Source organism: Stenotrophomonas sp. LGBM10 (genome assembly GCF_046736075.1).
Lineage (GTDB): Bacteria > Pseudomonadota > Gammaproteobacteria > Xanthomonadales > Xanthomonadaceae > Stenotrophomonas.
In genome coordinates, this window is the sequence record NZ_CP177163.1 from 1,489,175 (window position 1) to 1,510,232 (window position 21,058).

General features: G+C 69.2%; 16 protein-coding genes. 8 read left to right on the forward strand and 8 right to left on the reverse strand.

What is annotated here, in order from left to right; all coding sequences use genetic code 11:
• The first annotated feature begins 89 nt into the window (after positions 1 to 89).
• The 3 genes from ACLB90_RS06290 to ACLB90_RS06300 all read left to right on the forward strand — a co-directional run bounded on the left by ACLB90_RS06290 (position 90) and on the right by ACLB90_RS06300 (position 2,601).
• Complete coding sequence (locus ACLB90_RS06290; protein ID WP_411852122.1) at positions 90 to 782, forward strand: heavy metal response regulator transcription factor; 693 nt, start codon at positions 90 to 92, stop codon at positions 780 to 782.
• Entirely contained in the window at positions 779 to 2,125 is a 1,347-nt protein-coding gene (locus ACLB90_RS06295) for a heavy metal sensor histidine kinase (RefSeq protein WP_411852123.1), read from the forward strand. Before ACLB90_RS06290 ends, ACLB90_RS06295 begins: the two co-directional genes overlap by 4 nt.
• A 68-nt stretch (positions 2,126 to 2,193) precedes the next feature.
• Positions 2,194 to 2,601 carry a VOC family protein gene (locus ACLB90_RS06300; RefSeq protein ID WP_411852124.1) on the forward strand — a complete coding sequence of 136 codons (408 nt, stop codon included), beginning with the start codon at positions 2,194 to 2,196 and terminating at the stop codon, positions 2,599 to 2,601.
• Positions 2,602 to 2,649: 48 nt separating this feature from the next.
• On the opposite strand, the gene ACLB90_RS06305 is transcribed toward ACLB90_RS06300, so the two are convergent.
• The 6 genes from ACLB90_RS06305 to ACLB90_RS06330 form a co-directional block, all read right to left on the reverse strand.
• Positions 2,650 to 9,918 carry a calcium-binding protein gene (locus tag ACLB90_RS06305; protein ID WP_411852125.1) on the reverse strand — a complete coding sequence of 2,423 codons (7,269 nt, stop codon included), beginning with the start codon at positions 9,916 to 9,918 and terminating at the stop codon, positions 2,650 to 2,652.
• 125 nt (positions 9,919 to 10,043) lie between these two features.
• Positions 10,044 to 10,523 carry a hypothetical protein gene (locus ACLB90_RS06310; protein WP_411852126.1) on the reverse strand — a complete coding sequence of 160 codons (480 nt, stop codon included), beginning with the start codon at positions 10,521 to 10,523 and terminating at the stop codon, positions 10,044 to 10,046.
• A 184-nt stretch (positions 10,524 to 10,707) separates the two neighbouring features.
• Positions 10,708 to 12,084: a PQQ-dependent sugar dehydrogenase gene (locus ACLB90_RS06315; RefSeq protein WP_411852127.1), complete on the reverse strand. Its 1,377-nt coding sequence runs from the start codon at positions 12,082 to 12,084 to the stop codon at positions 10,708 to 10,710.
• Positions 12,081 to 12,497 carry a DUF2231 domain-containing protein gene (locus ACLB90_RS06320; protein WP_411852128.1) on the reverse strand — a complete coding sequence of 139 codons (417 nt, stop codon included), beginning with the start codon at positions 12,495 to 12,497 and terminating at the stop codon, positions 12,081 to 12,083. Before ACLB90_RS06320 ends, ACLB90_RS06315 begins: the two co-directional genes overlap by 4 nt.
• Positions 12,498 to 12,575: 78 nt before the next feature.
• Positions 12,576 to 13,163, reverse strand: a complete 588-nt coding sequence (locus ACLB90_RS06325; protein ID WP_411852129.1) for a hypothetical protein — start codon at positions 13,161 to 13,163, stop codon at positions 12,576 to 12,578.
• A 157-nt stretch (positions 13,164 to 13,320) separates the two neighbouring features.
• Complete coding sequence (locus tag ACLB90_RS06330) at positions 13,321 to 14,211, reverse strand: LysR family transcriptional regulator (protein ID WP_411852130.1); 891 nt, start codon at positions 14,209 to 14,211, stop codon at positions 13,321 to 13,323.
• A 106-nt stretch (positions 14,212 to 14,317) separates the two neighbouring features.
• Here ACLB90_RS06330 and ACLB90_RS06335 point away from each other — a divergent pair, with 106 nt between their 5' ends.
• Together ACLB90_RS06335 and ACLB90_RS06340 are read left to right on the forward strand one after the other, a co-directional pair.
• Positions 14,318 to 15,379: an NAD(P)-dependent alcohol dehydrogenase gene (locus ACLB90_RS06335; protein ID WP_411852131.1), complete on the forward strand. Its 1,062-nt coding sequence runs from the start codon at positions 14,318 to 14,320 to the stop codon at positions 15,377 to 15,379.
• 89 nt (positions 15,380 to 15,468) lie between these two features.
• Complete coding sequence (locus ACLB90_RS06340; protein ID WP_411852132.1) at positions 15,469 to 15,801, forward strand: EmrE family multidrug efflux SMR transporter; 333 nt, start codon at positions 15,469 to 15,471, stop codon at positions 15,799 to 15,801.
• 74 nt (positions 15,802 to 15,875) lie between these two features.
• Here ACLB90_RS06340 and ACLB90_RS06345 read toward each other — a convergent pair whose 3' ends face one another.
• The gene (locus ACLB90_RS06345) at positions 15,876 to 17,240 is read right to left on the reverse strand and encodes a glutamate--cysteine ligase (protein WP_411852133.1); all 1,365 of its coding nucleotides are present in this window, start codon (positions 17,238 to 17,240) and stop codon (positions 15,876 to 15,878) included.
• A gap of 190 nt (positions 17,241 to 17,430) precedes the next feature.
• Here ACLB90_RS06345 and ACLB90_RS06350 point away from each other — a divergent pair, with 190 nt between their 5' ends.
• The 3 genes from ACLB90_RS06350 to ACLB90_RS06360 all read left to right on the forward strand — a co-directional run bounded on the left by ACLB90_RS06350 (position 17,431) and on the right by ACLB90_RS06360 (position 20,040).
• Positions 17,431 to 18,129, forward strand: coding sequence for a VIT family protein (locus ACLB90_RS06350; RefSeq protein ID WP_411852134.1), 699 nt, complete (start codon positions 17,431 to 17,433; stop codon positions 18,127 to 18,129).
• A complete protein-coding gene (locus ACLB90_RS06355; protein WP_411852135.1) occupies positions 18,129 to 18,959 on the forward strand; it encodes a helix-turn-helix domain-containing protein in 831 nt (276 codons plus the stop codon). The genes ACLB90_RS06350 and ACLB90_RS06355 overlap by 1 nt, the downstream gene beginning before the upstream one ends.
• A gap of 100 nt (positions 18,960 to 19,059) precedes the next feature.
• Positions 19,060 to 20,040, forward strand: coding sequence for an MBL fold metallo-hydrolase (locus tag ACLB90_RS06360; protein WP_411852136.1), 981 nt, complete (start codon positions 19,060 to 19,062; stop codon positions 20,038 to 20,040).
• 311 nt (positions 20,041 to 20,351) lie between these two features.
• Here ACLB90_RS06360 and yihA read toward each other — a convergent pair whose 3' ends face one another.
• Positions 20,352 to 20,975 carry a ribosome biogenesis GTP-binding protein YihA/YsxC gene (yihA, locus tag ACLB90_RS06365; protein WP_017354770.1) on the reverse strand — a complete coding sequence of 208 codons (624 nt, stop codon included), beginning with the start codon at positions 20,973 to 20,975 and terminating at the stop codon, positions 20,352 to 20,354.
• Positions 20,976 to 21,058: the final 83 nt, after the last annotated feature.

Sequence of the window (21,058 nt, forward strand, 5' to 3'; positions counted from 1 at the left end):
CATCCTGCCGTGCGGTCGCTGTCATACAGTAGCCGGCGCAGGTGTACACGACGCGGTCGTGCCCAGGAAGGATGCAGGCGGGCCAACGAATGAAACTGCTGGTGGTCGAGGACGAACCCAAGACCGGCGAGTACCTGCGCCAGGGGCTGAGCGAAGCGGGCTTCGTGGTGGACCACGCGCGCAACGGGCTGGATGGACATCATCTGGCGATGACCGGTGCGTACGATCTGATCGTGCTGGATGTGATGCTGCCGGACGTGAGCGGCTGGCACATCGTGCAGGCCCTGCGTGCGGCCGGGCGCACCACGCCGGTGCTGTTCCTGACCGCACGCGACAGCGTCGGCGACCGGGTCAAGGGCCTGGAGCTGGGCGCGGACGACTACCTGGTCAAACCGTTCGCCTTCGTCGAACTGCTGGCGCGGCTGCGCACGCTGCTGCGCCGTGGCCACCTGCACCCGCAGCAGGACCGCCTGCAGGTGGCCGATCTGGTGCTCGACCTGCCGCGCCGCCGCGCCACCCGCGCCGGCCAGCGGCTGGTGCTCACCCACAAGGAATTCACCCTGCTGGAACTGCTGGTGCGCCGGCGCAACGAGGTGCTGCCGCGCTCGCTGATCGCCTCGCAGGTATGGGACATGAATTTCGACAGCGACACCAACGTCATCGACGTGGCCATCCGCCGGTTGCGCGCCAAGATGGATGACGGTTTCGAACGCAAGCTGATCGTCACCGTGCGCGGCATGGGGTATGTGCTCGATGCCGGCGACGCCGACCCGGCCGCATGAGGCCACTGTCGCTTACCGCGCGCCTGACCGTGCTGTTCGCCGCGGTCTCCACCGTGGTGCTGGCCGGCCTGGGCGCGCTGATCCTCTCCACCGTGCAGCAGCATTTCGTGCAGCAGGACGACCGTTACCTGGACAACAAGGTGCGGCTGATCGCGTCCATCGTCGCCGATGCCCCGCCCGACCAGGCCGGGGTGCGCCTGGCCGAGGCGCTGGACCACCAGGCCGGCTTCAGCGCCGAGGTGCTGCGCGGCGATGGCAGCCTGCTGTACCGCTCGGCCGGCGCCGCACTGCCGGCTCCCACCACCGTCGCGCGGGCGTGGCACCGCGATGCGCAGGGACGCGACCACCGGCTGCGCCATGTGCGCACCACCGCCGATCCCGCACACGGCCCGCTGCAGATCACCGTGCTGCTGGACACCGCACCGCACACCCGCTTCCTGCAGGACTTCACCGGCCGCCTGGCGCTGTACGTGGCGGCCTCGGCGCTGCTGATCGGCCTGCTCGGCTGGCTTGCGGCACGGCGTGGCCTGGCGCCCCTGCGCGCGATGGCCGCACGTGCCCGCGAAGTCACCGCCGAACGCCTGGACCAGCGCATGCCGCTGCAGCCGGCGCCGCCGGAGATCGCCGAACTGGCTGCCCATCTCGATGCGATGCTGGCGCGTCTGCAGGCCGACTTCCAGCGGCTGAGCGAGCTGTCCTCGGACATCGCGCACGAACTGCGCACGCCGATCACCAACCTGCTCACCCAGACCGAAGTGGCGCTGGCGCGGCCACGCAGCGCGGCCGAGTACCAGGATGTGCTGCTGTCCAACGCGGAAGAACTGCAGCGCCTGAGCCGGATGATCGGCGACATGCTGTTCCTGGCGCGCACCGAGCACGGCGGCGGGCTGCCCGAGGCCGGCACGGTGGTGCTGGAGCGGGAGGTGACCGAACTGTTCGATTTCTACGACGCGCTCGCCGAGGAACGCGGCATCACGCTGGCGCTGCACGGCCAGGGCCAGGTGCGCGGCGACCGGCTGATGCTGCGCCGCGCGCTCGGCAACCTGCTGTCCAATGCACTGCGCCATACCCCGCGCGGCGCCACCATCGCGGTGACGGTGGCAGACACGGCGGGGGCCACCGAGGTGACCGTGCGCAATCCCGGCCCGCCCATTCCGGCCGATGCCCTGCCCCATCTGTTCGAGCGCTTCTTCCGTGCCGAGCGTTCGCGCACCCGCGGCGACGCCGATGGCGCCGGGCTAGGGCTGGCGATCACACGCGCGATCATGCTGGCCCACGGCGGCACCCTGTGCGTGGCCTCCGGGCCGGCGGTGACCTGTTTCACGCTGCGCTTTGGCGCGTGACACAATCGATCCGGACCACCTCCGTCCAGGCCGGGCGCATCGCCCGCACTCGCCGCCAAGGACACCGCATGCGCTTCCTGGTCAACATCGACGTGGACAACCTCGACCACGGCATCGCCTTCTACACCCGCGCCTTCGACCTGCACCCGGGGCGCCGCTTCGGTGCCGATGGCGCGGAGCTGCTGGGCGGTCCCGCGCCGATCCATCTGCTGGCCAAGCCCGCCGGCAGCGCCTCCACCCCGCAGGTGCGCGACCGCCGCGACTACCGCCGGCACTGGACGCCGCTGCACCTGGACTGGGTTGTGGATGACCTCGACGCTGCCCTCGCACGCGCAATACAGGCGGGCGCGCGCGTCGAGCAGGCACCGGCCACGCACGCATGGGGCCGGATCGCGCTGCTGGCCGATCCCTTCGGGCACGGCTTCTGTCTGCTGCAGTTCCTGGGCGATGGCTACGACGCCATCACCACCGGCTGACAGCACGCGCCCAGGGGCCACCTGCGGCCCCTGGAACGCCTCCCGCGATCAGCCCAGCATGCGTTCGCTGACCATGCCAGAGCGTGCATCCGACAGCGGATGACCGAACGGGGTTTCCCACACGCGGCCCTGGTCGCGCGTCCAGTCACTCGCCGCCGGTGCGCCGAAGGTGGCCAATGCATCCACCAGGCGGCGCACTTCCGCCGAGACCGGCAGGTCGGCCGGTTCGCGCGCGATCGAGGGGGCTGCAGCACGCGCCGCCCCCATCGGGGTGAGCAGGCTGGCGACGCTCGCGGCCGGAATCGCATTGCCACCGTCGCCCGGCTGCACATAGGCGATGGCGAACTCGCCGCCTAGGAAGTGCTTGAGCACCCGCATCTGCTGGCCCGCGTTGCCGTCCACGCGCACCACCAGGTCGTCGCCGTCGCGGTGGTAGCTCAGGCGGGTGCGGGCGATGCCGTCGAAGTACAGCCAGTCGGTGCCGCCGCCGGTGTTGTCCACCGTGTCCACCCCCGTGCCGGCGCGGTAGAAGTAGGTGTCGTTGCCGGTCCCGCCGATCAGCAGGTCATCGCCGTCCTCACCCACCAGCTGGTCGTCACCCGCGCCGCCGATCAGGATGTCCTTGCCCGACCCGCTGAAACTGCCGTTCCCGCCGGACAGGTAGTCGTTGCCGTCACCGCCTTCCAGCTTGTCGTCGCCACCCATGCCGAACAGCGTGTCGTTGCCGCCCAGCCCCTGGATGCGATCGCGCCCACTGGTGCCCACCAGCTGCTCGCCCGCCGCGGTGCCGCTGATCTGCGACGGGTAGTCCGCATCGTTGCCACCGCCCGGAGTGCCGCCGCCGGGCGTGGTCACCAGGGCATTGATGGCCGCGGTGTTCAGCGCTGCGCCACTGGCCGGCTGCAGGTAGTCCAGGGCCATGTCGCCGCCAAGGAAGTGCCCGGTCACGGTGACGCGCTGGCTGGCGCTGCCGTTGATGGTGATGACGAGGTTGTCCCCGTCGCGGGTGAAGGCGAGCTTGGACAGACCGATGTCGTTCTGGAAGATCAGCCAGTCGGTCCCGCCGCCGGTGTTGTCGATCACATCGATGCCGCCGCCGTAGACGTACTGGTCATCGCCACCGCCGCCGAGCAGGACGTTGCTGCCGTCCTCGCCGCGCAGCGTGTCGTTGCCGAGGCCGCCTTCCAGGCGGTCGTCGCCGGAACCGCTGCCACTGCCGCTGCCGCCGGACAGGTAGTCGTTGCCGTCGCCGCCACGCAGGGTGTCGTTGCCGCCCATGCCGAACAGGGTGTCGGCGCCGCCGAGCCCTTCGATGAGATCCTTGCCGGCGCTGCCGACCAGCTGTTCGCCGGCCGCAGTGCCCTGGATGACCTGGTCGAACTGCCCGCCGGTACTGCCACCGGCGACGATCTGGTTGATCTGCGCGGTGGTCAGGTACGACCCGCCATCGGGCTGCACGTAGTCGATGGCCGCATCGCCGCCCAGGAAGTGGTTGGTCACGCGCACGGCCGGCGTGGTGGCATTGTCCAGGGTGATCAGCAGGTCGTCGCCATCGCGGCGGAAGCCGATCCGCTCGCGGGTGATGCCGCCGGTGAAGAACACGCCGTCGAAGCCGCCGCCGGTGTTGTCCACGCGGTCGCTGCCGCTGCTGATGTCGAACACGTACTTGTCGTCGCCGGTGCCGCCGATCAGCAGGTCATCGCCGCCGCCACCGACAATCGTGTCGCTGCCGCCCATGCCGTGGATGACGTTGGCCTGCGCATTGCCGGCCAGGTAGTTGTCCAGGCCGTTGCCGCTGCCGTCGATGGCGGCGCTGCCGGTCAGGAACAGGTTCTCGATGTTGTCGGACAATGTGTACGACGCGCTCGACTGCACCTGGTCCTTGCCGGCACCGGCCACCTCCACCACCACATCGCCGCTGTCGTCGGTGATGTAGATGTCATCGCCGGCGCCGCCTTCCATGCGGTCGATCCCCTCGCCGCCGTCGTGATAGTCATTGCCGGCGCCGCCGTACAGCGTGTCGCTGCCGGTACCGCCGAACAGCGCATCGTCGCCGTCCAGGCCATACAGCCGGTCATCGCCATCCCAGCCCCCCAGCGTGTTGGCGCCGGCATTGCCGGTGATCGTGTTGTCCAGGCCATTGCCGTTGCCGGTCTGGATGCCGGCCGCCAGGATCAGGTTTTCCACCTCGTCGGACAGGACCAGGTTGGTTTCGTAGCGGCGCTCGACCGTATCGATGCCTTCGCCGGCGTACTCGCGGATCCAGTCGTCGCTGCTGTCGTTGATGTAGTAGTCATCGCCCAGCCCGCCGGACATCAGGTCGCCGCCCAGCCCACCGTCGAGACGGTTGTTGCCGGCGTTGCCGATCAGCACGTTGTCGCCCGCGTTGCCGGTACCGTTGAGGTTGCCCTCGCCGAGCAGGGTCAGGTCTTCCAGCGTGTCGCCAAGCTGGTAGTCGATCGACGCCTCCACGGTGTCGCGGCCTTCGCCGGCCAGCTCGACCACCACGTCACCGGCATGGTCGACCACATAGGTGTCGTCGCCCAGCCCACCCACCATGCGGTCGGCGCCACCGGCACCGTCCAGCCGGTTGCTGCTGCTGTTGCCGATCAGTTCGTTGTCGCCCTGGTTGCCGGTGGCCGACCACGCGCTGCTGCCCTCCACCTGGACCAGGCGCTCGATGTTGGCCGACAGGGTGTAGTCGCTGGTCGCGTAGACCACGTCCAGACCCTCGCCGGCCAGCTCGACGATGACGTCCTGCGCGCTGTCCACGCGGTAGGTGTCGTTGCCGGTCCCGCCGATCAGAAGATCCTCGCCGCTGCCACCGTCAAGGTCGTCGTTGCCGTCGCCACCGGCCAGCGTGTCGTTGCCGGCGCGTCCGTCGAGGATGTCATCGCCGCCCAGGCCCTCCAGGCGGTTGGCGCCGCCATTGCCGAGCAGGGTGTTGGCCGCCTGGTTGCCGGTGGCGGCGACGTCGACCGACCCCACCAGTTCCAGCACTTCCACGTGGTCGGGCAGCGCGAAGTCCACCGACGATTCGATCCGGTCGGTGCCACTGTTGGCGGCCTCGCTGACCACGTCGAGCACATCGTCCACGCGGTACACGTCATCGCCGCCACCGCCGGCGAGGTGATCGGCGCCGGCCCCGCCATCGAGCAGGTCCTGCCCCTCGCCGCCGGACAGCGTGTCGTTGCCCTCGCCACCGTACAGCGCGTCGTTGCCCGCACCGCCAAACAGGTGATCGTCGCCCTGCTCGCCCCAGAGCTGGTCGGCGCCCTCGCCGCCGCTGACGGTGTCGTCACCCGCCCCCGCGTGCACCGTATCGTCCCCGGCCAGGGCGTCGATGGTATTGCCGGCCGCATTGCCGAGAATGGCATCGGCGGCCGCCGTGCCCTTGAGCACCTCCAGGTCCAGCGCCGCCGCCGGCAGCACCCACGCCGGCTCATCACCGACGTGCACGGTCAGGCCGCGCAGGGCCAGCCCGGTGTCCGCCGCAAACACATCTTCCCAGCGGACTTCGTCGCCCGCTGCCGTACCGAAGCGGATGACCAGCGCGTTCCCTTCGCGGCGCATGACGGTCTCGGCGCGGGTCAGCCTGGCCAGCCGCAGCACGGTGGCGCCGACCGTATCGATAAGGGTGTCGCGGCCGTCGCCACGCGCGAAGTGGAACGTGTCGTCACCGTCGTTGCCTTCCAGCACATCGTTGCCGGCACCGCCGTGCAGCTGGTCGTTGCCGTCACCACCGAGCAGACGATCGTCGCCTTCGTCGCCGAACAGCGTGTCGTCGCCCTGTGCACCGGCAAGCCAGTCGCCGTCGAGCCCGCCCCGCAGCACGTCGTCACCGAAGCCGCCATGCAGCGCGTCGATGCCGGCGCCGCCGACCAGCAGGTCATTGCCGTCGTCGCCAAACAGCGTATCGCTGCCGTCGCCACCGTCGAGCGCATCATCGCCGTCCTCACCGTGCAGCATGTCGTCGCCGCCACCGCCGGCGAGGATGTCGTTGCCGGCGGCGCCCCGGATCGTGTCGTTGCCCAGGCCGCCGTCGATCTCGTCGCTGCCCGCATAGCCCTGCAGCAGGTCGTCGCCCGCGGTGGCAGCCTGTACACGGGCCTTGATATCGGCCACGCTCCACTGCGTACCGTCGGCGAAGCGGATCGCATCGAGGCGGTACGCGCCATCGCCATCGTCCATGAAGTAGTTCTGCACGCGCACGTCGTCGCCACCGAGCACCGTCAGCACCAGGTCGCTGCCCTGACGGGACGCGGTGACGGCCGACACCGCGATGCCGGCGCCGAACTCCAGCACGTCCAGGCGCCCGGCGCCGATATCGTAGTTGCGGATGACATCGTGCCCACCGCCGGCGTTGAACACATAGGTGTCGTTGCCGCGACCGCCATCGAGCACGTCGTTGCCCAGCCCGCCGTCAAGACGGTCATCGCCATCGCCGCCATCCAGGCGGTCATCGTCGGCACCACCGTCAAGCAGATCGTTGCCCTGCCCGCCGTGCAGGCTGTCCGCACCGGCATCGCCGGACAGGCTGTCGTTGCCCTCGTCGCCGTTGAGCGTATCGGCCCCGGCGCCACCACTGAGGGTGTCGTTGCCGCCGCGCCCGGACAGCCAGTCGTTGCTGGTGCCACCGGTGATGACATCGTCGGTCTCGTAGCCGTAGATGTCGTCGTCGCCATCGGTGGCCGTCAGCACCCGGGTCTTCACGTCGGCGATGGACCACTCGGTCCCGTTGGCGAAGCGGAACCCGTCGATGCGGTACGCGCTGGCACCATCGGCCTCGAAGAACTCCTGGATGTCGATGCGGTCGTTGGTGCCGATGATGGTGATGCAGAGGTAGTCGCCGCTGCGCCACATGCGGATGTCGGCGGCGGTGATGCCGGCACCGAACTGCACGATGTCGCGGCGGCCGGCGGTGTCGTCCCAGTTGTTGATGCGGTCGTAGCCGCTACCCCGGCCGAACAGGTAGACATCGTTGCCGGCGCCACCGGACAGGTAGTCGTTGCCGGTGCCGCCGTCGAGGCGGTCGTTGCCGCTGCCGCCCTGCAGCTGGTCGTTGCCCTCCCCGCCCAGCAGCACATCATTGCCCGCGTCGCCGTACAGCACGTCGTTGCCGGTGCCGCCGGTCAGGGTGTCGTTGCCGTCGCCGCCGCTGAGCTGGTCGTCGTCCGCGCCGCCGAACAACTGGTCGTCGCCGGCATCGCCCTGCAGGCTGTCACTGCCGCCATCGCCGACCAGCACATCGTTGCCCGCCCCGCCACGCAGCGTTTCCCACCCGCTGGGCTGGTTGCGCCCGATCAGGATGTCACCGTCCGCGCTGCCGTTGAGCGTGCCGCCGTCGGTGGACGAAAGACGGATGTCCAGGCGCGCCAGCGCGTCCACCACGGCCGCGTTGCCGCCGTGCGTGTCCAGCCAGGTGCGCAGCGTGCCCGTGCCTGCGAGCAGGCCCTGCCCGCCCAGGTTGCCCAGTTGCGCACGCAGCAGCTCGGCCAGGTCGATCACCGTATCCACCGGCTCGCTGGCATAACGCGTGCCCAGCAGCGCATACATCGCGGTGAAATCGTAGGAGAACTGATTGAGACCGGTCCAGTCGATCGCGATGGCGTCCAGGTACGGACGCAGACGGGTCTGCGCGACCAGGCTCTGGTAGGCCAGTTCAAAGTAGTTGTCGTAGATCGCCTGATACTGCTGGATGGTTTCCGAGCCCCACCACAGGCCGGTGATCGGCACCTCGTTGCCCAGCAGCGCTTCCACCACCCGCACCATTTCCCACTGCGGCTCGGACAGCCAGGTCGGATCGGCCCACGCCAGCACCTCGCCCGGGCGCAGGTTGATCACGTTGGGCGAATTGGGGTCCTCCACGCCACCGCCGGCAAACAGTTCGATGCCGGCGGCGCTGAACGTGGGATTGGTCCGCGCCCATTCCAGCAGCACATCGGCCACGCGGCCCTTCAGTTCAGCGCGGCTGCTGGTGGCCACCAGCGCCTGCAGCGCCTGCGCCAGTGCGGGGGACAGACTGGCGGCCTGGTGCATCTCGCGCAGCCGGCCGACGGCACCGAGCGTGGGCAGGTCCGCCACCGCCGGATCGACGGCGACCGGGTCGATGTACTCGCTGTAGACGCCGTCCTGGTCGAACAGGAAGTCCTGCATCACGCCAGTCGTGGTGGTGCCATCGGCGTTGCGCCGCACGAAGCTGCCGGTGCCGAACAGGCGACCGCCGGCGACCGCCCCATTGCCGGCATTGGTCGAGGCCAGCGAGAAACTCTCAATGCCCAGCTCGGCCAGCGTCTTGAGCTCGCCGGCATCGCTGATGCCGTCACCGTCCACATCCTGCCAGACCTTGATCTCGTTGAATCTGGCGTCGAGCGCGTTGATCACGCCGTCATGGTTGCTGTCCAGGCTGCCCAGCGCCTGGAAGCCATCGGTGAACCCGGCGCCGGCGGCGGTGGTGTTGTCGCCGAACAGCTCGGTCCCGTCTTCCACGCGCCCGTTGCCATTGCGGTCCCACACCAGAATGCCATCGGAGCCATCCACCCAACCGGTGGCGGTACGGATGCCGTCGCCGTTGTGATCGAACAACGCACCCGCTGCGCCATTCTCGGCAACAGTGCGCACTACGCCGTCGCCATCCAGATCCAGCGCCAGCGGGTCGTATCTGACGATGCGGTAGGTGGGGTCTTTGAGCAGGTCGCGCAGCCGTTCGAACAGGCTCCGGGCACGCTGGAACTCCTCGCCCAGCGGCGAGTCGAGGAACCGGCGTTTCATCAGATCCAGCTGATGGTTGATCCAGTCGCGCATCTGCGCGGACATCTCGTCGAAATAGTCCTGGGACGCCGGCGGGTCGAGCAGGTCGTAGTTGTCGAAGGGGGTGATCAGGTCCTCAAAGCCCGTCGGCTGGGTCAGGCCCATCGCCTTGATCAGCGTATGGGCCACCGAGTTGCTGTTGGGCCCGGTGAAGCCACCCGGCGGGTAGCCCAGGTCCATGTTGTTCAACTGCTCCATCGCGTTCTGCGCCACGCCCCACTTGGCGGCCACATCCGCCAGCGAGCCCTCGAACAGCACCTGACTGGGCTGCCCGGGCCGGGAGTAGAAGTCGGCTGGGTTCTGCAGATCGTAGGCTTTCAGCCGGTCGCTGCTGAGATAGCCGATCGCCTTGATCGACCCGTCGCTGCTGGTGGCCAGGCCGTGCATTTCGCCCTGGATGCTGCCATCCGGCCCCCGCAGACGCAGGAAGTTGTGGCCGGCGACATCCCCAACACCGGGCACCGGCACGATCGGCATGGTGACGATTTCAATGATGTATCCAGACATGATTCCATTCTCTTCCGGGGCGGACCGTGGCAGGCCACGGCAGGGGGCACGCACCGTTCAACAGAACGGCGCATGCAGACGGGGCGTCGAGAGATGACACGGCAGGTGCCCAGCACCTGCGACGATTACGGGAAGCCGGAGCGGGCAACGTCCAGCGCGGTGATCGCGCCTTGGCGGCTGTGCATATCCACGCGCAGCTGGATCTGCAGCGGCCTGCGTTCGCCGCCGCCCTTGAGCAGCGTGCCGGGCATCGTGGCCTCGTAGTGGCACGACAGATCCTGCCCGGTGACCGCACAGCGCTGGAAGCCAAGATCGCGCAGACAGGACTCGGAGGCCAGGCACGCGGCACTGTCCGGGCGCGTCTGCAGCCAGGTCTGAAGATTGCGGGCAATCGAGGGTTCGCGGTTCATCCACTGGCGGGACAGCTCACCGGCCAGCGGAGAGTCGCCAAGCGCCTTGAGCTCTACGCCGATGCCCGGGCCATCAACGCAGCCGGTCCCGGCAAGGGCAACCGTGGTGAGGGTGATCCGGAAGGCGAGCGTGCGAAGTCGCGCGCGGATGCCGCGCCGATCCACCGCCCACGGTGCTGCACTCCCCTGTCGCATAACGTCCCTGCCATGCTGTTGGCCCGGTCGCGGGCTCCCCGTGGCGGATCATGTCGAGTGCCCCGGGGCGTGTCAAGGCGCCGCGCGGCGCCTCGCAGACAGCGGCCCGGAGGCGGTCCGGGCCGGTCCCGTGCGGTGGTCTGCCGCCTGCGTGTGGGCAGGCGGCAGGCCGGCACCGCGCTGCTTACGGCGTCCCGGCAGGTGCCGCAGGTGCAACCGGTGCAACCGGTGCAGCCGGTGCCGCAGGTGCCGCAGGTGCCGCAGGTGCGGCGTTCGGGGTAATCCGCCAGATCGTGTTGGCCAGATCATCGGCCACGATCAGCGCGCCGCGCGGGTCCAGCGTGACACCCACCGGGCGCCCGCGGGTCAGCCCGTCGTCGCCGTGGAAGCCGGTCGCAACGTCGATCGGATCGCCTGCCGGGCGGCCATCGCGGAACGGCACGAACACCACCTTGTAGCCGACCGGCGGGTTGCGGTTCCAGCTGCCGTGCTCGCCCACGAACACGCCGTCGGCGAAGCGCGCGCCCATCGCCGGCGACGAGAACGCCACGCCGAGCGCGGCCACGTGCGAGCCCAGCGCGTAGTCGGGCACCAGCGCCGAGGCGACCTTGGCCGGGTCCTGCGGCATCACCCGGCGATCCGGGTGCTTGCCCCAGTAGCTGTAGGGCCACCCATAGAACCCGCCGTCGCGCACCGAGGTGAGGTAGTCGGGCACCAGGTTCGGACCGATCTCGTCGCGTTCGTTGACCACCGCCCACACGGTGCCGGTGCCGGGCTGGATGGCCAGCGCGGTCGGGTTGCGCAGGCCGGTGGCGTAGTCGCGATGCGCGCCGGTGGCGGCGTCCACCTGCCAGACCCGGGCGCGGTCCACTTCCACCGCCATGCCGCGCTCGGTGATGTTGCTGTTGGAGCCGATGCCCACGTACAGGTAACGGCCGTCGGCACTGGCGGCCAGCGACTTGGTCCAGTGGTGGTTGATCGCAGACGGCAGCGTGGTCAGCGTGACCGGCGCGCCACTCGCGCGGGTCTGGCCCGGCTGGTAGTCGAAGCGCACCAGCGCGTCCTGATTGGCCACGTACAGCGCATTGCCGATCAGCGCCAGGCCGTAGGGCGCATTGAGTTTGTCGGCAAACACGGTCTTCAGTTCATAGATGCCGTCGCCATCGGCATCGCGCAGCAGGGTCAGGCGGTTGCCGCCCTTGACCGCGGTGTTGCCCTTGGCCTTGATGCGGCCGGCGATCACGTCCTTGGGCTTGAGATTGGGCGCGCTGCCACCGCGTCCCTCCGCCACCAGGATGTCGCCGTTGGGCAGTACCAGCGTCTGCCGCGGAATCGCCAGGTCGGTGGCGATCGCGGTGATGCGATAGCCGTCCGGCACGGTCGGCACGCGGTCGCCCCAGGTCGCCGGTTTGGCGATGGTCATGTCCGGCATCAGCCCCCGGTGCGGCGCCGGCAGCTCGGGCGCGTTGCCGTACTGGTGCATCTGCGGGGCCTGGCCACAGGCGGCCAGCGCGGTGGCCAGCACCGATACCGCGATCACGCGGAAGACAGGGCGGTTCATCGCACACCTCCCACGCGCAGGCTGGCAAACCCGATCCAGGTTGCCACCAGCGCCAGCACGGTTGCCACGGCCGACAGCAGCAGCGCGGTGGGCATGATCGCCCAGGCATCGCGCGCGTGGTGCAGGGCATCGATGAAACCCACGATCCACGTCGCGACCAGTACCAGCAGGTAGCCCAGCCGGCGGCTGCCACGCGCCAGGCCGACGAATGCACACAGCAGTGCGAGGGTGGTCATCACCATCGCGCCGATCAGCAGCCAGGACGCGAAGTTGCTCCACTGGATCTCGTAGCTGCTCCAGTAGGCGTAATCGGCCAGCAGCGCACCGAGGAACAGCGGCAGCACGCCGCCGAGCACGGCGGCGTGGACAGGATGGATGGACCAGGTTCGGGCCCGGATGGCGGACGATGCCATGACACTCTCCTCAACGACGGGGGCAGGGATTTCTCCATGCTGCCACCCGCCTGTGTGGAGCTTGTGAGCGTCGGTGCGCTACTGGAGCTTGCCAACCTTGGTGGTATCGCTGCCTTGGGCGATCACCCGCGTGGTCATCTGGTCGGCCGCGGCATCGCTGCGCGACAGTTCCAGGCGGCCTTCTTCGCCGGTGGAGAACAGGCCGGCAGAGAACTGCCCGGCGTTGGAGATCGTGACGATCATCGCCGACCCATCCGGCCCCACTTTGATGCCGGCGCGATCGCGCATCTTGTGGCCTACGCCATGTGGCGCATCCAGGGCAACGGCCGCACTGCCGTCGGCCATCGTGCCGATGCCGCCGCGCTCGTTGCCGGTGATGTCGTAGATGGTCAGACCCGCCGCGCGTGCATTGCGCCGGTGGTCGGCGGGGTCTTCGGCGATCTGCACGCGCGTGCGTCCCTCGCTGTCCACCACGGTGAGCTTGTGCGTGCGGATTTCCGGCACGATCTGCGCCTCTGGCTGCGCCACCGTGGTACCGATGAGCGCCAATGAGGCGCCGAGCGCGAACATCGTCGCGGCCATCACGCGCCCTCGGCGGGCGTGGCGTTCCAACGTCGCCACACGCTGGCGAAGATCCTGGTCCGGGTTCTGGTTCTGGTTCTGCATCGCATCCTCCTTGTCATGGCGTGCTGCCGATCCATGCAGCGCACTGCGTCACTGCAACGCTGCACGGGGTTCGATCGCAGCGTAGTTCCGCGCGCCGGGCATGGCCCAGTGACGGAAGTCGCCATGAAGAAGGTCACGCCGCCGCGCGGCGCGCGCCTCACACCGGCTCGCGCAGCATGTCCACGAACGCGCGCAATGCCGAGGACATCTGCCGCTGGCGCGGGTAATACAGCACGAAGCCGGGAAACGGCTCGCTCCAGTCTTCCAGTACGGCCACCAGGCGGCCGTCGTCCAGATACGGTCGCGCGGCGTCTTCCAGCACGTAGGCCAGGCCCAGCCCGTCCAGCACCGCCTGCAGCACGGTGTGCTGGTCGCCCAGGGTGAGCCTGCCCGGCACGTCGATCTCCAGCGCCTGGCCATCGCGATCGAACTGCCACTTGTACAGATGGCCGCTGGCGAAGCGGAAGCGCACGCATTCGTGGTGGGCCAGATCGCGCGGATGCTGCGGCGTCGGGCGGTCCTGCAGATACGCGGGCGCGCCAACGATCAGGCCACGCAACGGCGGCCCCAGCGGTACCGCCACCATGTCCTCGGGAACGAACTCGTGCAGCCGCACGCCGGCGTCGAAGCCGCTGGCGACGATATCGACCAGCCCGTCGTCCTGCGCCAGCTCGATGCGCACGTCCGGATGGCCGCGCAGGAACCGGGCCAACCGCGGGCCCAGCTGGGTATGCACGGCGGCACGGGTGGCATTGATGCGCAGCAGCCCGGCCGGTGCCGCGCGGAAGTGGTTCATCTCCTCCAGCGCGTCATGTACCTGACCGAGCGCCGGCTGCAGCCGTTCGAGCAGGCGCTGGCCGGCCTCGGTCAGGGCCACGCTGCGCGTGGTGCGATGGAACAGGCCCACCCCCAGGCGCTCTTCCAGCGCGCGGATCGCATAGCTGACCGCCGAGGTGGACAGCGCCAGCTCGGCACCCGCGCGGCGGAAGCTGCGGTGCCGCGCGACAGCGGCGAACGCGGCCAGGTGGGTGAGATTGTCAGTGACCATGATTATCCAGTCTGACTTGATGAATCATGCCGATATCCTGACTGCCTGTGCACAGCATCGGGGCGTATTGTAAAGCGCCTTTCTACAAACCTGCCAAGGATTCCCCATGTCCCTCGCTCACGGTTATGCCGTCCACGACCAGACCGCGCCGCTGGTGCCGTTCTCCTTCGAGCGCCGCACGGTCGGCCCGGACGACGTCCGCATCCAGATCCTGTACAGCGGCATCTGCCACTCCGACCTGCACCAGGCGCGCGACGACTGGGGCGGTTCGATCTTCCCGATGGTGCCGGGCCACGAGATCATCGGCCGGGTCACCGAGGTCGGTGCCAACGTCACCCGCTTCAAGGTCGGCGACCACGCCGGCGTGGGCTGCATGGTCGACTCGTGCCGCCACTGCGATGCCTGCGACCAGGACCTGGAGCAGTACTGCCAGAAGGGCGCCACCTTCACCTACAACAGCACCGAACGCGACAGCGGCCAGCCCACCTTCGGCGGCTACTCCGACCACATCGTGGTCGAGCAGCGGTTCGTGGTGAAGGTGTCCGACAAGCTCGACCTGAAAGCCGCCGCGCCGCTGCTCTGCGCCGGCATCACCACCTACTCGCCGCTGCGCCACTGGAAGGTGGGCCCCGGCCAGAAGGTCGGCGTGATCGGCCTGGGCGGGCTGGGCCACATGGGCGTGAAGTTCGCCAAGGCGATGGGCGCCACCGTGGTGATGATCACCACCACCCCGGAAAAGGGTGCCGACGCCAAGCGCCTGGGTGCCGATGAGGTGCTGGTGTCGCGCGATCCGGCACAGATGAAGGCGCACGCCGGCAGCTTCGACTTCCTGCTCAACACCATCCCGGTGAGCCACGACACCAACCCGTACATGTCCCTGCTCAAGCGCGACGCGACCATGTGCCTGGTCGGCGTGCTGACCGAACTGGACCCGCCGCTGATGGGCGCGGCCATGATGTTCGGTCGCAAGCACATCACCGGCTCGGCGATCGGCGGCATGGCCGAGACCCAGGAGATGATGGACTTCTGCGCCGAGCACGGCATCGTCAGCGATGTGGAAGTGATCGACATCAGCACCGTCAACGAAGCCTGGGAGCGCATGGCGCGCAACGATGTGCGCTACCGCTTCGTGATCGACATGGCCACGCTTGGCGCACAGGCCGCCTGAACCCGGTCTGCGCCGGACGCTGCTGCAGCGTCCGGCGCTGCACGGGCACGCCCGTACAATGCGCGCATCGTCCAACCGGTGCGCGCGCCATGAATGTGTATGTTCTGCTGGGCCTTGCAATTGTGTTCGAAGTGATCGCCACCAGCCTGCTGAAAGCCTCCGACGGCTTTACCCGGTTGTGGCCCTCGGTCGGCACGGTGGTCGGCTATGCCGCCGCCTTCTATCTGCTCGCACTCACCCTCAAATCCATCCCCACCGGCATCGCCTACGCGATCTGGTCCGGCGCGGGCATCGTGCTGATCTCGCTGATCGGCTGGGCGGTGTTCAAGCAGAAGCTCGACGCGCCGGCGCTGATCGGCATGGGCCTGATCGTGGCCGGTGTGGCGGTGATCAACCTGTTCTCGAAAGCCTCGGCGCACTGAGACAGCGCACGGTGTACCGGCCAGCGGCCGGTACCCACCACCGCAGCGCGGTGGGTACCCCCCCCTGAGGGGTGTCAGTAGGCGAACTGCTTGAAGACCGGGTCCACGGTGCCGTTCCAGTCGCCGTGGAAGAGCGCCAGCTTGCGGTCGGCCGGCGTCAGGCCGGAATCGACGATTTCCTGCAGCACGTCCAGGAAGTGGCTTTCATCCTGGCCATCGGCGTTGCGCGCGGCGCGACGCTGCAGGCCGGCCACGGCGATCTTCACCGCTTCACGCGCCAGGTCGCGCACCGTGCCGCCGCGGAACGGCAGTTTCAATGCATGGCGCGGTACGCCGTCGCGCAGCGCGTGGCGCTCGGCCAGGCTGAAGTCGCGCACCAGGTCCCAGGCCGCATCCAGCGCGGCATCGTCGTAGAGCAGCCCGACCCAGAACGCCGGCAGCGCGCACAGGCGGTTCCACGGGCCGCCATCGGCACCGCGCATTTCCAGGTACTTCTTCAGGCGCACTTCCGGGAAGGCGGTGGTCATGTGATCGGACCAGTCGCGCAGCGTGGGCAGCTGGCCCGGCAGCACCGGCAGCTTGCCCACCATGAAATCGCGGAAGCTCTGGCCACTGGCGTCGTGGTACACGCCATCGCGGTAGGAGAAGTACATCGGCACGTCGAGCAGGTAGTCCACGTAACGCTCGTAGCCGAAGCCATCCTCGAACACGAAGTCGAGCATGCCGGTACGGTCGGCGTCGGTGTCGGTCCAGATGTGCGAGCGGTAGCTCTGGTAGCCGTTCGGCTGGCCTTCGGTGAACGGCGAGTCGGCGAACAGCGCGGTGGCGATCGGCTGCAGCGCCAGCGACACGCGGAACTTCTTCACCATGTCCGCTTCGGTGGCGTAGTCCAGATTGACCTGCACCGTGCAGGTGCGGGTCATCATGTCCAGGCCCAGCGACCCGACCTTGGGCATGTAGTCGCGCATGATCCGGTAGCGGCCCTTGGGCATCCACGGCATCTCATCGCGCCGCCATTTCGGCTGGAAGCCCATGCCCAGGAAACCCAGCTGCAGCTCGCCGGCCACCTGCGCCACTTCATTGAGGTGGGTGCCGGTTTCCACGCAGGTCTGGTGGATGGTTTCCAGCGCCGCGCCGGACAGTTCCAGCTGGCCGGCCGGCTCCAGCGTCACCGAGGCGTTGTCGCGCAGCAGCGCGATGGTGCGGCCGCCTTCCTGCACCGGTGCCCAGCCGAAGCGGGTCAGGCCGTTGAGGAGGGCTTCGATGCCGCGGTCGCCATCGAAGGTCGGTGGGCGCAGGTCGTCCAGGCGGAAGCCGAACTTCTCGTGCTCGGTGCCGATGCGCCACTGCGCCTTGGGCTTCTCGCCGGAGGCCAGCGTGGCGACCAGTTCATTTCGGTCGGTAATCGGCGTCTCGGCGACGTGGCTGGGGCTCGACAAGGGGAGGCTCGCAGGATTCTGGTCAGGGCGGGGATGTGGGGACCGGGCCCCGGCATCGCAAGGGCGCACTATATCGTGGCGTCCCCCGCCGTCGTGTCACCGTGACGGTTTTCAGCATCCCACTGGGAAGGACTTGACGCTGCTGCGAGTCATTCCGCCCTCCCCGTCCGGCCCGCTCTAGACTGTCCGCATGAGCAGATCCCGCCATCCCGAGGTCCACCGTTCCGACCGCGTCGGCTGGCTGCGTGCGGCCGTGCTGGGCGCCAACGACGGCATCGTCTCGGTGGCCGGCCTGGTGGTCGGCATCGCCGCCAGCGGCGCATCGGCGGCCACCGTGCTGGCCACCGGCATCGCCGGCACCGTGGCCGGGGCGATGTCGATGGCGGCCGGTGAGTACGTGTCGGTGCAGTCGCAGGCCGATACCGAACATGCCGACCTGATCGTGGAAAAGCGCGAACTGCACGAAGATCCGCATAGCGAACTGGAGGAGCTGGCCGCGATCTACCGGCATCGCGGGCTCACCCCCGAACTGGCCCATGAGGTGGCACTGCAGCTCACCGCACACGACGCGCTGGGCGCGCACGCGCGCGACGAGCTGGGCATCACCGAGGAACTGCGCGCCCGGCCGGCACAGGCGGCGTTGGCCTCGGCCGGCGCGTTCACTGCCGGCGCCGCGCTGCCGGTGGTGACCGCCCTGCTCGCCCCGCATGCGCAGGTGGCGCAGATCACCACCGCCGCCACCCTGATCGGGTTGGGCCTGACCGGCGCGATCGCCGCGCGCGTCGGTGGCGCACGCCCCCTGCGTGGCGCGCTGCGCGTGATGTTCTGGGGCGCGCTGGCGATGGCGGCGGCCGCAGCGATCGGCCAATTGTTCGATACTGCGCTGTAATGCATACGCGCACACCCCCCGTTTCCCTGTTGGCCGAGATGGCGAGCCTGGCCGACTGCCAGCGCGCCGACGGCTATGCCTGCATCACCGCACGCCGCGAACACGGCGCCTCGTCGGTGGATATTCCGCGGCCGCAGTTCGCGATCCTGCTGCAGGGACGCAAACAGGTCCGCGCCGCGCAGCAGTCGCTGGCGCTGGCGCCGGGCGACCTGTTCCTGATCACCCGGCGCTGCCGCATCGACGTGGTCAACATCCCCGACCCGGACTCCGGCCTGTACCTCAGTGCGATCGTGCCGCTGTGCGACGAAGCGCTGTCGGCCGCGCGGGTGCTGTGGAACGAGCCGCTGCCCGAGGCAGGCGATGCGTTGGCGCAGCTGCCGCTCGACGCGCACGCCGACCACCTGCGGCAATGGCGTCATGCGCTGGAACAGGGGCGCTACACCGAGGCGCGGCTGGCGCTGGCATCGCTGGTGGTGGCGTTCTGCCGCCGCGGGCATGGCAGCCTGCTGGCGCCACCCGAGCCGAGCCTGGGCGAGCGCATCCGCGACCTGATCGCCGCGCAGCCGGAGCGCGACTGGCAATCGCGCGATTTCGAGCTGCAGCTGGGGCTGAGTGGCGCCACGCTGCGCCGGCGCCTGGCCGGCGAGCGGACCAGCATGCGCGAGCTGATCGCCGACGCGCGCCTGGCCCATGCGATGAACCTGCTCTACACCACGCGCCTGCCATTGAAGACCGTGGCCGCGCGGGTGGGATACCGTTCGCTGGGCAGCTTCAGCAAGCGCTTCGCCGCGCGTTACGGCCTGGAACCGGGCGCGATCGGCAACAGCTGAGCCATCGCGAGCGGATCGCGCCGCATTCTGAGCGGAACGCGGTGCGGCCGGCGCGCAGCATGGACGTACCGCGGCGCCGCCGCCCTGTCCGGACCTCCACATGCCCTTCCCCCGCGTTCGCTCGCTCGCCGCCGCGCTGTTGCTGGCCGCTGTTGCCAGCCCCGTCCTGGCCACCACGTCCCATGTGCCGCGCACGCAGGTGCCGGGCGTCTATCACCAGCAGATCGGCACGGTGCAGGTCACCGCACTGTTCGACGGCACTGTCGCACTGGGCCGCCAGGAGCTGGTCGGGATCGCCCCCGGCGCGGTCACCCGCCTGCTCGACCATCGTTACGTGCCCGAGGATGGCAAGGGCCTGCAGACCGCGGTCAACGCCTACCTGGTCCAGCGTGGCGACCACCTGACCCTGGTCGACACCGGCACCGCCCAGTGCTTCGGCCCCGGCCTGGGCCAGGTGCTGGGCAACCTGCGCGCGGCCGGCTACGACCCGGCCGACGTGGACGACGTGCTGCTCACCCACGCCCACCCGGACCATCTGTGCGGTCTGCTCGATGCGCAGGGCGGCACCGCCTATCCCAACGCCACGGTGTGGCTGTCGGCCGCCGATGCCGGCTACTGGCTGGACCCGGCCAGCGAAGCCAGCGCACCGCAGGGCGTGCGCTTCGCCTTCGCGCTGGCACGCAAGGCAGTGGCCCCGTACGAGGCGGCAGGGAAACTGCGTCGCTTCCGTCCCGGGCAGGCGCTGCCGGCCGGCGTGAGCGCGCTGGACAGCCACGGCCATACCCCCGGCCATGTCTCCTGGAAGATCGACGCCGGGCAGGGCCAGGCGTTGCTGGTCTGGGGCGACATCGTGCATTTCCACGCCGTGCAGTTCGCGCAGCCCGCCGCCGCGTACGAAGCGGACAGCGACCGCGACGCCGCCGTTGCCAGCCGCCGCCGCATGATGGCCGAGGCGGCCGACCAGGGTTGGTGGGTCGCCGGCGCGCACCTGCCGTTCCCGGGGTTGGGCCACGTACGCCGCGAAGGCGAGGCGTTCGCCTGGGTACCCGGCGAGTTCGCCCCCCTGCCCGCGCAACGGTAGAGCCGACCGTTGGTCGGCTAGCCACGGGTAGAGCCGACCGTTGGTCGGCTGCCCTCCGGTCAGACCACGCACACCCCAGGTAGAGCCGACCGTTGGTCGGCTGCCCTCCGGTCAGACCACGCACACCCCAGGTAGAGCCGACCGTTGGTCGGCTGCCCTCCGGTCAGACCACGCACACCCCAGGTAGAGCCGACCGTTGGTCGGCTGCCCTCCGGTGAGGCAATCAACACCCCGCGCTACGCGCGATAGCCGACTAACAGTCGGCTCTACCAGGCGATAGCCGACCAGCAGTCGGCTCCGCCCGGCGCCGATCAGGCGGTTTCCGGGGCCGGCTTGTTCAGGCCGAGCCAGCCGCCAATGATGCCGCGGGCCTCGTCCACGCCCTGGCGGGCCGGGCCGGAGAAGGTCTGCACGCTGACGGTGTCGCCGAACGAGGACTGCAGTTCCTTGCGCACCTTCTGCAGGGCGATGCCCTGCTGGCCACGGCCGAGCTTGTCGGCCTTGGTCAGCAACGCGTGCGCCGGCAGGCCGCGCTGGACGGCATAGGCCAGCATCTGGCGGTCGTAGTCCTTCAGCGGATGGCGGATATCCATCACCACCACCAGGCCACGCAGGGCCTCGCGCGTGCGGAAGTACTGGTCGATGAAGGCCTGCCAGTGCGCCTGGAGGTCCAGCGGCACCTTCGCGTAGCCATACCCGGGCAGATCGACCAGTTTGGCGTCCGGGGTGACCTCGAAGAACACCAGCTGCTGGGTGCGGCCGGGGGTCTTGGAGACCCGGGCCAGGCTGTTCTGGCGGGTCAGGGCGTTGAGGGCGCTGGATTTGCCGGCGTTGGAGCGCCCGGCAAAGGCGACTTCGGCCCCGACATCCTCCGGCAATTGCCGGGTGTTGTGGGCCGAAAGCAGGTAATGGGCACGTTCGAGGAGCAATGACATGGGCATAGGATCGCATGTCCGGGGCGCCAACGCGCTGCCGCCGCCCGGTTTTGCTGCACTGCTGCGTTGACCGTGGCGTGAAA

Bases quoted from the DNA above. Each gene is read 5' to 3' on its own strand.
- ACLB90_RS06320 (WP_411852128.1), bottom strand. From the start codon at position 12,497: ATGGCATCGTCCGCCATCCGGGCCCGAACCTGGTCCATCCATCCTGTC.
- ACLB90_RS06330 (WP_411852130.1), bottom strand. From the start codon at position 14,211: ATGGTCACTGACAATCTCACCCACCTGGCCGCGTTCGCCGCTGTCGCG.
- ACLB90_RS06290 (WP_411852122.1), top strand. From the start codon at position 90: ATGAAACTGCTGGTGGTCGAGGACGAACCCAAGACCGGCGAGTACCTG.
- ACLB90_RS06295 (WP_411852123.1), top strand. From the start codon at position 779: ATGAGGCCACTGTCGCTTACCGCGCGCCTGACCGTGCTGTTCGCCGCG.
- ACLB90_RS06335 (WP_411852131.1), top strand. From the start codon at position 14,318: ATGTCCCTCGCTCACGGTTATGCCGTCCACGACCAGACCGCGCCGCTG.
- ACLB90_RS06305 (WP_411852125.1), bottom strand. From the start codon at position 9,918: ATGTCTGGATACATCATTGAAATCGTCACCATGCCGATCGTGCCGGTG.
- yihA (WP_017354770.1), bottom strand. From the start codon at position 20,975: ATGTCATTGCTCCTCGAACGTGCCCATTACCTGCTTTCGGCCCACAAC.
- ACLB90_RS06310 (WP_411852126.1), bottom strand. From the start codon at position 10,523: ATGCGACAGGGGAGTGCAGCACCGTGGGCGGTGGATCGGCGCGGCATC.
- ACLB90_RS06325 (WP_411852129.1), bottom strand. From the start codon at position 13,163: ATGCAGAACCAGAACCAGAACCCGGACCAGGATCTTCGCCAGCGTGTG.
- ACLB90_RS06350 (WP_411852134.1), top strand. From the start codon at position 17,431: ATGAGCAGATCCCGCCATCCCGAGGTCCACCGTTCCGACCGCGTCGGC.
- ACLB90_RS06340 (WP_411852132.1), top strand. From the start codon at position 15,469: ATGAATGTGTATGTTCTGCTGGGCCTTGCAATTGTGTTCGAAGTGATC.
- ACLB90_RS06355 (WP_411852135.1), top strand. From the start codon at position 18,129: ATGCATACGCGCACACCCCCCGTTTCCCTGTTGGCCGAGATGGCGAGC.
- ACLB90_RS06360 (WP_411852136.1), top strand. From the start codon at position 19,060: ATGCCCTTCCCCCGCGTTCGCTCGCTCGCCGCCGCGCTGTTGCTGGCC.
- ACLB90_RS06300 (WP_411852124.1), top strand. From the start codon at position 2,194: ATGCGCTTCCTGGTCAACATCGACGTGGACAACCTCGACCACGGCATC.
- ACLB90_RS06315 (WP_411852127.1), bottom strand. From the start codon at position 12,084: ATGAACCGCCCTGTCTTCCGCGTGATCGCGGTATCGGTGCTGGCCACC.